General features: G+C 63.8%; 15 protein-coding genes. 12 read left to right on the top strand and 3 right to left on the bottom strand.

Annotation, left to right across the window (positions count from 1 at the left end; genetic code table 11):
• Window position 1 precedes the first annotated feature (1 nt).
• The 5 genes from GEV38_RS07700 to GEV38_RS27585 all read left to right on the top strand — a co-directional run bounded on the left by GEV38_RS07700 (window position 2) and on the right by GEV38_RS27585 (window position 2,146).
• Entirely contained in the window at window positions 2–544 is a 543-nt protein-coding gene (locus GEV38_RS07700; protein ID WP_173895749.1) for a tail fiber assembly protein, read from the top strand.
• 211 nt (window positions 545–755) lie between these two features.
• A complete protein-coding gene (locus GEV38_RS07705) occupies window positions 756–962 on the top strand; it encodes a hypothetical protein (protein ID WP_284147786.1) in 207 nt (68 codons plus the stop codon).
• 55 nt (window positions 963–1,017) lie between these two features.
• Window positions 1,018–1,506 (top strand): glycoside hydrolase family protein, encoded by a 489-nt coding sequence (locus tag GEV38_RS07710; RefSeq protein WP_173895751.1) that lies wholly within the window; start codon window positions 1,018–1,020, stop codon window positions 1,504–1,506.
• The gene (locus GEV38_RS07715) at window positions 1,503–1,865 is read left to right on the top strand and encodes a hypothetical protein (RefSeq protein ID WP_173895753.1); all 363 of its coding nucleotides are present in this window, start codon (window positions 1,503–1,505) and stop codon (window positions 1,863–1,865) included. Before GEV38_RS07710 ends, GEV38_RS07715 begins: the two co-directional genes overlap by 4 nt.
• A complete protein-coding gene (locus GEV38_RS27585; RefSeq protein ID WP_102082348.1) occupies window positions 1,862–2,146 on the top strand; it encodes a hypothetical protein in 285 nt (94 codons plus the stop codon). Before GEV38_RS07715 ends, GEV38_RS27585 begins: the two co-directional genes overlap by 4 nt.
• Window positions 2,147–2,148: 2 nt before the next feature.
• On the opposite strand, the gene GEV38_RS07720 is transcribed toward GEV38_RS27585, so the two are convergent.
• Window positions 2,149–2,673: a hypothetical protein gene (locus tag GEV38_RS07720; RefSeq protein ID WP_102082349.1), complete on the bottom strand. Its 525-nt coding sequence runs from the start codon at window positions 2,671–2,673 to the stop codon at window positions 2,149–2,151.
• A 475-nt stretch (window positions 2,674–3,148) separates the two neighbouring features.
• Window positions 3,149–5,113 (bottom strand): bifunctional tRNA (5-methylaminomethyl-2-thiouridine)(34)-methyltransferase MnmD/FAD-dependent 5-carboxymethylaminomethyl-2-thiouridine(34) oxidoreductase MnmC, encoded by a 1,965-nt coding sequence (gene mnmC / locus GEV38_RS07725; protein WP_054573482.1) that lies wholly within the window; start codon window positions 5,111–5,113, stop codon window positions 3,149–3,151.
• A gap of 153 nt (window positions 5,114–5,266) precedes the next feature.
• On the opposite strand from mnmC, the gene pap reads away from it, so the two are divergent.
• Together pap and GEV38_RS07735 are read left to right on the top strand one after the other, a co-directional pair.
• Window positions 5,267–6,760 carry a polyphosphate:AMP phosphotransferase gene (gene pap / locus GEV38_RS07730; RefSeq protein ID WP_173895755.1) on the top strand — a complete coding sequence of 498 codons (1,494 nt, stop codon included), beginning with the start codon at window positions 5,267–5,269 and terminating at the stop codon, window positions 6,758–6,760.
• A gap of 255 nt (window positions 6,761–7,015) precedes the next feature.
• Complete coding sequence (locus GEV38_RS07735; RefSeq protein WP_015269294.1) at window positions 7,016–7,981, top strand: DMT family transporter; 966 nt, start codon at window positions 7,016–7,018, stop codon at window positions 7,979–7,981.
• 131 nt (window positions 7,982–8,112) lie between these two features.
• Here GEV38_RS07735 and GEV38_RS07740 read toward each other — a convergent pair whose 3' ends face one another.
• Window positions 8,113–9,507: a class II fumarate hydratase gene (locus tag GEV38_RS07740; RefSeq protein WP_054573483.1), complete on the bottom strand. Its 1,395-nt coding sequence runs from the start codon at window positions 9,505–9,507 to the stop codon at window positions 8,113–8,115.
• Window positions 9,508–9,662: 155 nt separating this feature from the next.
• Here GEV38_RS07740 and GEV38_RS07745 point away from each other — a divergent pair, with 155 nt between their 5' ends.
• From GEV38_RS07745 to GEV38_RS07765, 5 genes are all read left to right on the top strand, one after another.
• Window positions 9,663–10,187 (top strand): DUF2059 domain-containing protein, encoded by a 525-nt coding sequence (locus GEV38_RS07745; RefSeq protein ID WP_003259051.1) that lies wholly within the window; start codon window positions 9,663–9,665, stop codon window positions 10,185–10,187.
• A gap of 10 nt (window positions 10,188–10,197) precedes the next feature.
• On the top strand, window positions 10,198–10,494 hold the full coding sequence (locus GEV38_RS07750) for a BolA family transcriptional regulator (protein ID WP_003252644.1): 297 nt from the start codon (window positions 10,198–10,200) through the stop codon (window positions 10,492–10,494).
• 226 nt (window positions 10,495–10,720) lie between these two features.
• A complete protein-coding gene (locus GEV38_RS07755) occupies window positions 10,721–11,653 on the top strand; it encodes a rhodanese-related sulfurtransferase (protein WP_013971443.1) in 933 nt (310 codons plus the stop codon).
• Between the two features lie 3 nt (window positions 11,654–11,656).
• Window positions 11,657–12,289 carry a DsbA family protein gene (locus GEV38_RS07760; RefSeq protein ID WP_054573484.1) on the top strand — a complete coding sequence of 211 codons (633 nt, stop codon included), beginning with the start codon at window positions 11,657–11,659 and terminating at the stop codon, window positions 12,287–12,289.
• On the top strand, window positions 12,282–14,114 hold the full coding sequence (locus GEV38_RS07765) for an ABC transporter ATP-binding protein (protein ID WP_054573485.1): 1,833 nt from the start codon (window positions 12,282–12,284) through the stop codon (window positions 14,112–14,114). Before GEV38_RS07760 ends, GEV38_RS07765 begins: the two co-directional genes overlap by 8 nt.
• The last annotated feature ends 9 nt before the right edge of the window (window positions 14,115–14,123 follow it).

Consider the following 14,123-nt stretch of genomic DNA (forward strand, 5'->3'; position numbering starts at 1 on the left):
CATGGCAAGAGCAGCAATCAATATCCTCGGCGACGGCTCGATCATCGACATCACCTCGCTCGGCAAGGCCGATATCACCGTAGAACATCCCGGCCCTGGACAGTACCTGGTGTCCGGCACACTGGGCATGTGCCCGCCGCCGGAGGGCTGGGGCTACGTGATCAACCAGATGGACGCAGACGCATCGGTGTCCACCAGCTTTGCCGACGACGTGCTACTGGTGAGCGTGGCCAAGGACGGTGAACCAGCGGACCTGTTACACAGCATCACTCTGCATGTGTCGGTGGAAGAGGCCCCTGTGCCGCTGCCACCAGAGCCGGTACCGGCCGATCCGCTGCAGCAGGCGCAGGAAGAAGCGGGCAGGCTGCGAGAGATCGCCGATGCCGCCATCGCGCCGCTGCAAGATGCCGTCGATCTGGAGGAAGCGACCGACGCAGAAATCGCGCTGTTGAAGGAGTGGAAGCGCTTCCGGGTAGCGCTGAACCGCCTGCCTGAGCAGGAAGGGTATCCAACGACCATCGACTGGCCTGCGCCGCCTGCCTGACCCGCACCGAATCCACCGACCGCCGCCTGGCGGTATTTTTTTGCCTGGAGAAAACCCAATGCGTACATCGCAACGCGGCTTGAGCCTCATCAAGTCGTTCTAGGGTCCGCATCAGGACGCCTTCGATCTAGACTCGGTTGAAAACTCTTTTCCTGGTGATGGCGTATTGCTACATTCCGCGCCGGAAAAGCACCCAAGGATAGAGGTCCGAATGAAACATCTTGTTCTTATGTCAGTCATTGCTGCCAGCGCCGCTTTGAGCGGCTGCGTTGTTCAAAGCTCTTACAGCAAGACAGTCGCCGTAACCAAGGATGCTGACGGGAAAATCGTGCAGACCGTTGAAACCGAGACTGTCGTCCAGCCTGCTCAAGGCTACCCAATGCGCCTTCAGTTGATCAAAGGCATTCAGCCAAACTGACGAGCGCCTCGTTTAGAGCCCGCCTTGAGCGGGCTTTTTTTTGCCTGGAGAAAACATGGCCAGACTCACCGAAACCCAGGCCGGAGGCGCAAACGTGCTCCGGTTCCTGGACCTGATCGCCTTCTCCGAAGGTACCTCGACCGTCAATGGTAGCGATGACGGCTACAACGTCCTGTATGGAGGCGGCCTGTTCACCGGCTACCAGGATCACCCACGCCAGAAGCTTACCTTCCCCATCAACGGCAAACCGGTGACCAGCACCGCGGCGGGCCGGTACCAGCTCCTGGCGCGCTACTGGGATGCTTACCGGATGAGCCTGCGCTTGCAGGGTGGCTTCACGCCGGAGAATCAGGACCGTGTTGCGCTGCAGCAGATCCAAGAGCGCCGATCCATGGACGACATCAAGGCCGGCCGCATTGCCGATGCGATCGCCAAGTGCTCGAACATCTGGGCCAGCTTCCCGGGCAACACCTACGGGCAGAACCCGCACCGCCTGGACAAGTTGCTGGCGCAGTGGGCGAAGCTCGGCGGGGTGCTGGCATGACGTCTTGGGCATTGCGCGCGGCCGGCGCCGGCCTGCTGATCCTGCTGGGCATCGCCGTCGGTACCTGGGCCACCACCAGCCACTTCCGCCCGGTTCTCGATCAGGTGCAGGACCAGGCATCCATGTGCGCCGCCGCGCGCGAGAACCTCGCCGGCCTGGCAGCGGAGCAGGGCAAGGCCATGGGCGACCTGATGCTGGCCGCAAACGAACGCCAGGCCAGGGCGGAGCAGGCGGTGAAGGATGCCCAGGCCAATGCTAAGGCCGACTATGCCGCGGCGAACCGTCTGCAACAGGAGCGTACTGGTGGCGACCAATGCGCGGCTGCCACATCGATCATCGACAAGGAGCTTGGCCTATGAACTTCGCTGACCAATTCCTGCGAGGGGTGGGGTTGCTCGCAGGCACCGCTCTGCTCGCCGCCTGCGCAGGGAAGGTCGGGCCAGACGTCCAGTACGTTCGTGTAGAGGTCCCTGTGCAGGTGCCTTGCCGGGCGCCTGACGTGGCGGTACCACTCTGGGCGGCCGCCGGCCTGCGAAAGACCGACAGCCTGGAGGTGAAGGTGAGGGCATTGCTGGCGGAAAGACGGCAGCGAATTGGGTACGAGCGGCAACTCGTCGCAGCTATCGATGGTTGTAGATGATTTTAACCGGCCGGGAAGATGGATAGTTGGAGTTCGGCCCTCTGTTTTGTGAGGGCCTGGAGGTTAGTATCCGCCTCGATGGCATCAGTGAACCGTCGCATCGCCTCGATCCACTGCTCGGTAAAGTCAATGCACTGCACCACCACGACGTTGCTCGGCGCAAGGCCCAGCTTAGGAAGCGTCAAATGCACCTCTGCCTCAACTTCCGCTTGAGGCCTTCGAGGGCCTGTAGGGTTGATAATTTGCTTCGCTTTGCTGTCTCGGTAGAGCTTCGACTCGGCCGTACCAGCATGAAGAAAGCCGCAGCGTGCTGCGTAAATGTCGACAGCAGCAAGCGGCGAGGCGAACCCCGGCAAAAAATAATCATCGACCCATGCCATGAATTCCTTGCGACCGTGGTCGATACTGGCGCTTGAAAGCCAAGCCATCTTGTCTATTGAGCTGTACATCAGCGATAGGGCATGTATGTCGCAGCCGTTGTAGGTAAGGACTGCGACGGCATGTAAATCAGCTTCAATCGTTCTCATCACAGCTCTTGGAACGGACATAACACCCTCAGTGGTTGTTGCTTGGCCTACCTTGGCAAGCTTGATTTACATCGAATCTATCACAAGACTTGGGGGAGTTTGTTCGGAAGGGCGGGGGACTAGTTGGTGCGGATTGCGCGTACCACTTTTTGTACCAAAAGAGGTTTTTTATGGGGGAATCAGGGGGATTTATAGCCCCTGAAAGCCTTTAAAACCCCCTTTTCCAATACTCCTGCTAATCCGCACATAGGTCCTTACCGGTTTTTCCGTTGGGGAGGGGGTGCCCCGGATTAGGGCACCTTAAGGAACTGACCCATGTGGTTTGCGAGAGTTTTAGATCGATCTGTTATATGGGGCTGCTGCGCAGCCCTTCGCGGGCTCGCCCGCACAGGTTCACCACAGGCCTGGGGCCTTACGCGGTCCCTGTGGGAGCTGGCTTGCCGGCGATTGGGCTGCGCAGCAGCCCCCGGCCCGATCACTTCCCACGAATCAACCTGCGCAAGGCAAACCGATTCGGGTGGCACGCCTCCGCCACCGCCCGTGGCAACGGCAGCGGTTCCCCGCATACCCACGCCGCCACCAGTTCGCCGCTCAACGGCGCCGTGATCAACCCGCGCGAGCCGTGCCCGCTGTTCACATACAACCCATCCAGCCAGGGGCAGGCCACATCCGGCACCTGCCGCGCATCCCGGCCCAGCACTGCATATGCCTGGGCGAACGCCTGCGCATCCGCCACCGGCCCGACGATCGGCAGGTAATCCGGGCTGGTGCAACGGAACGCTGCACGGCCTTCCAACTGCCCGGGGTCCAGTTCGGCGGCGCCCAGGCGCTGGGCAAGGTCGACCGAAATCTCGTCCAGCAATGCCAGGTTGCCCTGGTGCTCGGCTACCGTCGGCGCCAGGTCTGTGCTGTGGAAGTCGAAGCTCGCGCCCAAGGTGTGTTCATCGCCGCGCGGCGGCGCTACATAGCCTTCCGCACACACCACGGTGCGCAGCGCGCGGCTGCTGGGGGTGGCCGGCAGGCGGGTGATCTGCCCGCGGATGCGCTTGAGCGGCAGCTGCGCGCATGGTTCGAAGCGCAGTATGTCGGCGGCACCGGCCAGCACCACCACCGGCGCGCTGGCCAGCAAACGTTCGCCAGCCCAGGCTTGCCACTGCCCGTCGACCTTGCGCAGCTCGAGCACCTCCTGGTGCGTCAGCAGGCGAATACCCGGGTGCTGCAACTGCTGCTGGCACAGCGCCGGCGGGTGCACCCAGCCACCTTCGGGATAGAACAGCCCGCCAGCCGGCAAGGCCACACCTGCGATGGCTTCGGCTTCTGCACGTTCCAGCGAGTGCAGCAGGCCATGTTCGAAGGCGCCAGCCAGTTTGCCCTGGCGTTCGGCTTCCTTGTTGTCGAAGGCCAGTTGCAGCACGCCGCAGGCATCCCAGTCGTGGCCACGTTGCAGGCGCTGCAGCTGGCGCCGGGTGTAGCCGAAACCGGCGAGGATCATCTGCGACAACGCCGTGCCATGGGCGGACAGCTTGAGGTACAGCACCCCTTGCGGGTTACCCGAAGCTTCCCCAGCCGGCGTGTCGTGGCGTTCCAGCACGGTAACCTGCCAGCCACGCCGTGCCAGGCTGGCGGCGGTGGTGCTGCCGGCGAGCCCGGCGCCTATCACCAGCGCTTCACGCGGCCCCGCAACGGCAGCCGGGCGCGTATACCATGGCGCACCGGGGCTGGGCACAGGGCCGACATAGGCGCCGCTCATCACTTCCCATTTCTTGCCGATGCCCGGCACCTTCTTCATGGCGAAGCCGGCATCGACCAGGCTGCGGCGTACCCAGCCGGTGGTGGTGAAGGTGCCTAGCACCGTGCCCGGGTGTGACAGCCGTGCCAGTTGCGCGAACAGCTCCGGGGTCCACATGTCGGGGTTCTTGGCCGGCGCGAAGCCGTCGAGGAACCACACATCGATCTGCGCATCGAGTTGCGGCAGCTGCTCCAGTACGTCGCCTATCAGCAGGGTGAGGGTGACCCGGCCGTTGTCGAAGGTGAACTGCTGGAAGCCAGGGTGCACCGCAACGTACTGCTCCAGCAGGGGCTGGCTGTAGGCCGCCAGTTCCGGCCACAGGCGTATGGCGCGGGCCAGATCGTCGCGGCCGAGGGGGTATTTTTCGACGCTGACGAAATGCAGGCGGGCCTCGGCATGGGCGTGCTGCTCGAACAGTTGCCAGGCGCAGTAGAAATTCATGCCGGTGCCGAACCCGGTTTCGCCGATCACCACGCAGGCGTGCGGGGCGAGGTTGGCAAAGCGCTCGGCCAGACGGGTTTGCCCGAGAAACACGTGCCTGGTTTCTTCGATGCCTTCGTTGACTGCGAAATAGACGTCGTCGTATTGCCGCGAATGGGGGCGGCCCTGGTCGTCCCAGTCGATCTGGGCGTGCTGGAGGAGGGTGGACATGGTTGGCTCGGTTGCAGCGGATGGGCGGATTTTATGCCATCTGAGGATTTTGCGCTGGCTGTGCCGGCCCTATCGCCGGCAAGCCAGCTCCCACAAGTACTGCACAAGCCTTCAAATCCGCTAGTCTTGCTTATCCATTGAAGGAGCCAGTGCATGTTCGAATCCGCAGAAATCGGCCACAGCATCGACAAGGAGGCTTACGACGCCGAGGTACCCGCTTTGCGCGAGGCCCTGCTCGAAGCCCAGTACGAACTCAAGCAGCAGGCGCGCTTCCCGGTGATCGTGCTGATCAACGGTATCGAAGGCGCCGGCAAGGGCGAGACGGTCAAACTGCTGAACGAGTGGATGGACCCGCGCATGATCGATGTGCTCACCTTCGACCAGCAGACCGACGAAGAGCTGGCCCGCCCGCCGGCCTGGCGCTACTGGCGGGCCCTGCCACCCAAGGGGCGGATGGGCGTGTTCTTCGGCAACTGGTACAGCCAGATGCTGCAGGGGCGGGTGCACGGGGTGTTCAAGGATGCCGTGCTCGACCAGGCCATCACCGGCGCCGAACGCCTGGAAGAGATGCTGTGCGACGAAGGTGCGTTGATCATCAAGTTCTGGTTCCACCTGTCCAAGAAGCAGATGAAGGCGCGGCTGAAATCGCTCAAGGACGACCCGCTGCACAGCTGGAAGATCAGCCCGCTGGACTGGCAGCAGTCGGAAACCTACGACCGTTTCGTGCGCTTTGGTGAGCGCGTGCTGCGCCGCACCAGCCGCGACTACGCGCCATGGCATGTCATTGAGGGCGTCGATCCGAACTACCGCAGCCTGGCGGTAGGGCGCATCCTGCTGGAAAGCCTGCAGGCGGCACTGGACAACAATCCCAAAGGCAAGCACCAGGGCAACGTCGCCCCGCTGGGCCGCAGCATCGACCAGCGCAGCCTGCTCGGCGCGCTGGACATGACCCTGCGCTTGGACAAGTCCGACTACCAGGAGCAACTGGTCACCGAGCAGGCCCGCCTGGCCGGCCTGCTGCGCCACAAGCACATGCGTCGGCATGCCTTGGTGGCGGTGTTCGAAGGCAACGACGCTGCCGGCAAAGGGGGCGCCATCCGCCGCGTGGCGGCAGCGCTGGACCCGCGCCAGTACCGCATCGTGCCCATTGCCGCGCCCACTGAAGAAGAGCGCGCGCAGCCATACCTGTGGCGGTTCTGGCGGCACATTCCGGCGCGTGGCAAGTTCTCCATCTTCGACCGTTCCTGGTATGGCCGGGTGCTGGTGGAACGTGTGGAAGGCTTCTGCAGCCCGGCCGACTGGATGCGTGCCTACAGCGAGATCAACGATTTCGAGGAACAGCTGGTGAATGCCGGCACGGTGGTGGTCAAGTTCTGGCTGGCGATCGACCAGCAGACCCAGCTGGAGCGTTTCGAAGAGCGCGAGCAGATCCCGTTCAAGCGTTACAAGATCACCGAGGATGACTGGCGCAACCGCGACAAGTGGGACGACTATGTCCAGGCGGTGGGCGACATGGTCGACCGCACCAGCACCGAGATTGCGCCGTGGACGCTGGTGGAGGCCAACGACAAGCGCTGGGCGCGGGTGAAGGTGTTGCGCACCATCAACCAGGCGCTTGAGGCGGCGTTTGCCAGGGACAAGAAATAGCCAGGCTTGTTGGTTGCCTGTTCTGGCCTCTTCGCGGGCACGCCCGCTCCCACAGGATTTGCACACACTCTGAATCTTGTGGGGTCCCAGTGGGAGCGGGCGTGCCCGCGAAAGGGCCAGAACAGGCAGCACACCTGCCAAGCCATGCCGCAGAAGAATGACCTGATGAATTCTTTTCCCGGCACCCACCACCGTCCCCGCCCTCCAAGCCCGTAGAATTCAACCACCCCCACCACGGGCTCGATCGAGGATTTTATGCACACCATTACCGGCCGCTGGGGCTATGGCCTTTTCCTGGCACTTTTGACGGCGTTGCTCTGGGGCATCCTGCCGATCAAGCTCAAGCAGGTGCTGCAAGTGGTCGACCCGGTCACCGTCACCTGGTACCGCCTGCTGGTCTCCGGCGGCCTGCTGTGCGCCTGGCTGGCCGCCAAGCGCAGGCTGCCTTCCTTCAGCAAGCTGACGCCCAAGGGCAAAGGCCTGGTGGTAGTGGCCGTGCTTGGCCTGATGGGCAACTACGTGCTGTACCTGATCGGCCTGAACCTGCTCAGCCCGGGCACCGCGCAACTGGTCGTGCAGATCGGCCCGGTGCTGTTGCTGGTGGCCAGCGTGTTCGTGTTCCGCGAGCGCTTCAGCCTGGGGCAGGGCGTGGGTCTGCTGATCCTGCTGGCGGGGTTCGGGCTGTTTTTCAACCAGCGCCTGGAAGAGCTGCTGACCTCGCTCGGCACCTATACCACCGGCGTGCTGACCATCCTGTTGGCCACCAGCGTCTGGGTGTTCTATGCGCTCAGCCAGAAGCAGTTGCTGACGGTGTGGCATTCGCAGCAGGTAATGATGGTGATCTACCTCAGTTGCGCCGCGCTGCTGACACCCTGGGCCCACCCGTTGGAGGCGTTGCAGCTGACCCCGGTGCAAGGCTGGCTGTTGCTGGCCTGTTGCCTGAACACCCTGGTGGCCTATGGCGCGTTCGCCGAGGCGCTGGCGCACTGGGAGGCGTCGCGGGTGAGTGCCACGCTGGCGCTGACCCCGCTGGTGACCTTTGTCGCGGTGGCACTGGCGGCGTTGGTCTGGCCTGATTATGTGCACGCCGAGGACATCAATGCCCTGGGCTATGTGGGGGCGGTGACCGTGGTGCTGGGCTCGGCGCTGGTGGCACTGGGGCCTTCGCTGGTGGCCGGGTGGCGCGCCCGCAAGTTCAAGAGGGTTGCGCGCTCTGTGTAGGAGCGGCCTTGTGTCGCGATGGGCTGCGCAGCAGCCCCAGAAATCTATGTTGCTGCCGAGATTTCTGGGGCTGCTGCGCAGCCCATCGCGACACAAGGCCGCTCCTACAGGGGAGCGCGGTCTCTGAGCTGTCAGCCTTTGCCCCCCGGAGCCAGCATGTTCTCCGGCCTCACCCACTGGTCGAACTGCTCATTGGTCAGGTACTTCAACTCCAGTGCCGCCTCGCGCAAGGTCTTGCCTTCGCCATAGGCCTTCTTGGCAATTTCCGCTGCCTTGTCATAGCCAATATGCGGGTTCAACGCCGTCACCAGCATCAACCCCCGCTCCAGGTGTGCCGCCATCTGCTCGGCATCCGGCTCGATGCCCGCCACGCAGTGCTGCTGGAAGTTGCGGCAGCCGTCAGCCAGCAATTCGATCGACTGCAGCAAGTTGTGGATGATCACCGGCTTGAACACGTTCAGTTGCAAATGCCCCTGGCTGGCGGCAAAGCCGATCGCCGCGTCGTTGCCCAGCACCTGACAGGCCAGCATCGACAGCGCCTCGCACTGGGTAGGGTTGACCTTGCCTGGCATGATCGAGCTGCCCGGCTCGTTGGCCGGCAGGCGTACCTCGGCCAACCCGGCGCGCGGGCCGGAACCCAGCAGGCGCAGGTCATTGGCGATTTTCATCAGGGCCACGGCCAGGGTCTTCAGGGCGCCGGCCAGGCTGGTCAGCGGCTCGTGGCCGGCGAGGGCAGCGAACTTGTTCGGCGCAGTGACGAACGGCAAGCCGGACAGCGCCGCCAGCTCGGCGGCGATGGCTTCGGCAAAACCGTGCGGGGCGTTGAGCCCGGTGCCCACGGCAGTGCCGCCCTGAGCCAGCTCGCACACTGCCGGCAGGGTGGCGCGGATGGCACGCTGGGCGTAGTCGAGTTGGGCGACGAAGGCCGAGACCTCCTGGCCGAAGGTGATCGGCGTGGCGTCCATCATGTGCGTGCGACCGGTCTTTACCAGCTTGTGGTGGCGTGCCGACAGCTCGGCCAGCCCCGAGGACAGCTCTGCAATGGCCGGCAGCAGCTTGTCGTGCACCGCCTGCGCCGCAGCGATATGCATGGCGGTGGGGAAGCAGTCGTTGGAGCTCTGCGAGCGGTTGACGTGGTCGTTGGGGTGCACGGGCGCCTTGCCGCCACGGCCCTTGCCGGCCAGTTCATTGGCCCGACCGGCGATCACTTCGTTGACGTTCATGTTGCTCTGGGTGCCGCTGCCAGTCTGCCAGACCACCAGCGGGAACTGGTCGTCATGCTCGCCGCCCAGCACTTCGTCGGCGGCCTGTTCGATCAGCCGGGCGATGTCGGCCGGCAAGTCACCGTTACGGTCGTTGACGCGTGCCGCGGCCTTCTTGATCAGCGCCAGGGCATGCAGCACCGCGATGGGCATGCGTTCCTTGCCAATGGCGAAGTTGATCAGCGAACGCTGGGTCTGCGCACCCCAGTAGGCGTCCTCAGGAACTTCGACCGGGCCCAGGCTGTCTGTCTCGATACGGCTCATTCTGTACTCACTCCCTTGTAGTTCGAAATCGCAGTTTAGGCCCTGATTCGACCGAGCGGTTCAGTCGCTCGTCGTGCCACTTGAGCACATCGCCACCACGGCGCAGAATGCTCTACTCTGAGGTACCCGCCTCCCTCTCTTCTGAAGGAAATGCAATGACCCGTCTCCGTGTCCTTTGTGCCGCCGTTGCCCTGGCTTGCGCCAGCGGCCAGGTACTCGCTGCCACCGCCAGCCACAACGCTGCTGCCGAGAAATTCCTGACCCTGGCCAACGCCGACAAGCTGGGCACCCCGGTGTACATGCAGGTCCAGCAGATGTTCGCCCAGCGTTTCGCCCAGACCAAGGCCCCGGCCACCAAGCAGCCAGTGCTGGAAAGCTACCAGGCCAAGGCCAACGCCGCGCTGGACAACGCCATCGGCTGGAACAAGCTGAAGCCGAAGATGGTCGACCTGTACACCCAGACCTTCACCGAGCAGGAGCTCAAGGACCTGGTCAAGTTCTACGAATCGCCGCTGGGCAAGAAAGTGCTGCGTGAAATGCCCAAGGTCACCCAGCAGTCGGCCCAGCTGACCCAGCAGAGCCTGGAGCCAGCGGTACCGGTGGTGAACAAGCTGCTGGACGACATGACCAAGGAACTGGACCCGAACGCTGGCAAGGCCGCCGCCCCGGCGAAGAAGTGAGTACGCCGCGATGACCATGCAACAGCGTATCGAACAGCAGTTGGCCGCCCTGGCGCCGCAACACCTGCAAGTGCTCAATGAAAGCCACATGCACAGTCGTGGTCAGGAGACCCACTACAAGGCAGTGATCGTCAGCGAGCAGTTTGCCGGGTTGAACAGCGTCAAGCGCCACCAGAAGGTGTACGCCACCATGGGTGAGCTGATGGGCGAGATCCATGCCCTGGCCATCCACACCTACACCGCCGAAGAGTGGGCCAAGGTCGGCGTTGCACCGGCCTCGCCGGTGTGCGCGGGCGGCGGGCACTGAAACCTTGCTGTTGTTCTGGTAGAATCCTGCAAAATCCGGGGGCCGCTTTGCGGCCCATTCGCGGCACAAGGCCGCTCCTACAGGGATAGCGCAGCCCGTCGGCTGGTGCATTCCCCAGTAGGAGCGGCCTTGTGCCGCGAATGGGGCGCAAAGCGCCCCCGCTTTTTTGTCACACTGTCAAACCCGGTCCGCCCCTTACGAGGGCAACCACTGGAGATCCTGCTTCATGTCCCAACCCATCGTCGTCGCGGCGCTGTACAAGTTCGTCACCCTGGAAGACTACGTCGAGCTACGCGAGCCGCTGCTCAAGACCATGCTCGACAACAACGTCAAGGGCACCCTGCTGCTGGCCCACGAGGGCATCAACGGCACCGTTTCTGCCACTCGCGAAGGCATCGACGGCCTGCTGGCCTGGCTGCGCAACGACCCACGCCTGGCCGATGTCGATCACAAGGAATCGTACTGCGACGAACAGCCGTTCTACCGCACCAAGGTCAAGCTCAAGAAAGAGATCGTAACCCTCGGCGTACCGGGCGTGGACCCGAACCAGGCGGTCGGCACCTACGTCGAGCCCAAGGACTGGAACGCGCTGATCAGCGACCCGGAAGTGCTGCTGATCGACACCCGCAACGACTACGAAGTGGCCATCGGCACCTTCAAGGGCGCCATCGACCCGAAGACCGAAACCTTCCGCGAGTTCCCCGACTACATCAAGGCCAACTTCGACCCCAGCAAGCACAAGAAGGTTGCCATGTTCTGTACCGGCGGTATCCGTTGCGAAAAAGCCTCCAGCTACATGCTCGGTGAAGGCTTCGAGGAGGTCTATCATCTTAAGGGCGGCATCCTGAAATACTTCGAGGAAGTGCCTCAGGAAGAAAGCCTGTGGGACGGCGACTGCTTCGTTTTCGACAACCGCGTCACGGTGCGCCATGACCTGAGCGAAGGTGAGTACGACCAGTGCCACGCCTGCCGTCACCCGATCAACGCAGAGGAGCGCGCGTCCGAGCACTATTCGCCAGGGGTCAGCTGCCCGCACTGCTGGGACACCCTGAGCGAGAAGACCCGGCGTAGCGCCATCGACCGGCAGAAGCAGATCGAGCTGGCCAAGGCCCGCAACCTGCCGCATCCGATCGGTTACAACTACAAAGCCGAGGCTTGATGCATGTCTGCACGCCTGATCTATGTGATGGACCCGATGTGCTCCTGGTGCTGGGGTTTCGCACCCGTGGCAGCGGCCCTGATCGCCCAGGCGCGTGACGCAGGCGTGCCCACCCGCCTGGTGCCGGGCGGGTTGCGTACCGGCGGCAGTGCCCTGGACAGCTCTACCCGGAAGTACATCCTTGAACACTGGCAGGCGGTGGCCGACGCCACCGGCCAGCCGTTCCGCTTCGAGGGGGCCATGCCCGACGGCTTCGTCTACGACACCGAGCCGGCCTGCCGTGCCCTGGTCACCGCCCGCGAATTGGACGCCGAACGCGTCTGGCCGCTGCTGGCGCTGATCCAGCGTTCGTTCTACGAGCAGGGCGTGGACGTGACCATTGCGCCGCATCTGGTCGACCTGGCCGAACAGGCAGGCTTCGACCGCACCGTGTTCGCCGAGGCCTTCGCCTGTGCCGACAGCCGCGCCGCCACAGCAGCCGATTTCAGCTGGGCCCAGGACCTGGGCATCGCCGGTTTCCCGACCTTGCTGGCCGAACGCAATGGCCAACTGGCCCTGCTGACCAACGGCTATCAGCCGCTGGAGCGCCTGCAACCCTTGCTCGGCCGCTGGCTGCAGCAGGCCGCCTGTGCTTGATGTGCCTGGGTCACCCGACCCGGTGCCGGGCAAGCCTCACACTGCGGCCGATCGACTGAGCTGGGCGGAAATCCGCCGCCTGGCCCTGCATCACAAGAAAAACCTCTGGTCCGCCAACTTCATCGCCGTATTGGCGGCCTGCTGCAGCGTGCCCATCCCGCTGTTGCTGCCGCTGCTGGTGGACGAAGTGCTGCTGGGCCATGGCGATGCCGCGCTGAAGTGGATGAACCACCTGCTGCCGTCCAGCTGGCAGGTGGCGGCGGGCTACATAGGCCTGATGTTGCTGCTGACCCTGTGCCTGCGCCTGGCCGCGCTGGCGTTCAACGTGATCCAGGCCAAGCTGTTCGCCGGCCTGGCCAAGGACATCGTCTATCGCCTGCGCATTCGCCTGATCGAGCGGCTCAAGCGCATCTCGCTGAAGGAATACGAAAGCCTGGGTAGCGGCACGGTAACCACCCATCTGGTCACCGACCTGGACACCCTCGACAAGTTCGTCGGCGAAACCCTGAGCCGCTTCCTGGTGGCCATGCTGACCCTGACCGGCACGGCGGCCATCCTGATCTGGATGCACTGGCAGCTGGCCATGCTGATATTGCTGTTCAACCCGCTGGTGATCTATTTCACCGTGCAGTTGGGCAAGCGCGTCAAGCACCTGAAAAAGCTCGAGAACGACAGCACCGCACGCTTTACCCAGGCGCTGGCGGAAACCCTCGACGCCATTCAGGAAATTCGCGCCGGTAACCGCCAGGGCTACTTCCTCGGTCGCCTTGGCCTGCGCGCCCGCGAAGTGCGGGACTATGCCGTGGACTCGCAGTGGAAGAGCGATGCCAGCGGCCGCGCCAGTGGCCTGCTGTTCCAGTTCGGCATCGATATCTTCCGTGCCGCGGCCATGCTCACCGTGCTGTTCTCCGACCTGTCGATCGGCCAGATGCTGGCGGTATTCAGCTACCTGTGGTTCATGATCGGCCCGGTGGAGCAACTGCTCAACCTGCAATACGCCTACTACGCCGCCGGCGGCGCATTGAGCCGCCTCAACGAGCTGCTGGCACGTGCCGACGAGCCGCAGTACCCGGCGGCCAGCAACCCGTTCGCCGGCCGCGAGACGGTAGGTATCGAAGTACGCGACCTGCGCTTTGCCTATGCCGACGAGCCGGTGCTCGAGCACCTCGACCTGTCCATCGCCCCGGGCGAGAAGGTGGCGATAGTCGGCGCCAGCGGTGGCGGCAAGAGCACCCTGGTGCAGCTGTTGCTGGGGCTTTACAGCGCCCAGGCCGGCACCATCCGCTTTGGCGGTGCCAGCCTGCAGGAAATCGGCCTGGAAACCCTGCGTGAAAACGTCGCGGTGGTGTTGCAGCACCCTTCGCTGTTCAACGACACCGTGCGCGCCAACCTGACCATGGGCCGTGACTGCAGCGACGAGGCCTGTTGGCAGGCACTGCGCATCGCCCAGCTGGATGCCACCATCGCCGCCTTGCCGCAGGGCCTGGACAGTGTGGTGGGGCGCTCTGGCGTGCGCTTGTCCGGTGGCCAGCGCCAGCGCCTGGCCATTGCCCGCATGGTGCTGGCCGAACCCAAGGTGGTGATCCTCGACGAAGCCACCTCGGCCCTGGATGCCGCCACCGAATACAACCTGCACCAGGCCCTGGCGCGCTTCCTCAGCGGCCGCACCACACTGATCATCGCCCACCGCCTGTCGGCGGTGAAACAGGCCGACCGGGTGCTGGTGTTCGACGGCGGGCATGTGGCCGAGGATGGCGACCACCAGCAGCTGATTGCCGAGGGTGGGTTGTATGCCAAGCTTTACGGGCACCTGCAGCAGAGCTGAATTTGTGGC

Source organism: Pseudomonas sp. 13159349, assembly GCF_013305685.1.
Classification (GTDB): Bacteria; Pseudomonadota; Gammaproteobacteria; order Pseudomonadales; family Pseudomonadaceae; genus Aquipseudomonas; species Aquipseudomonas asiatica.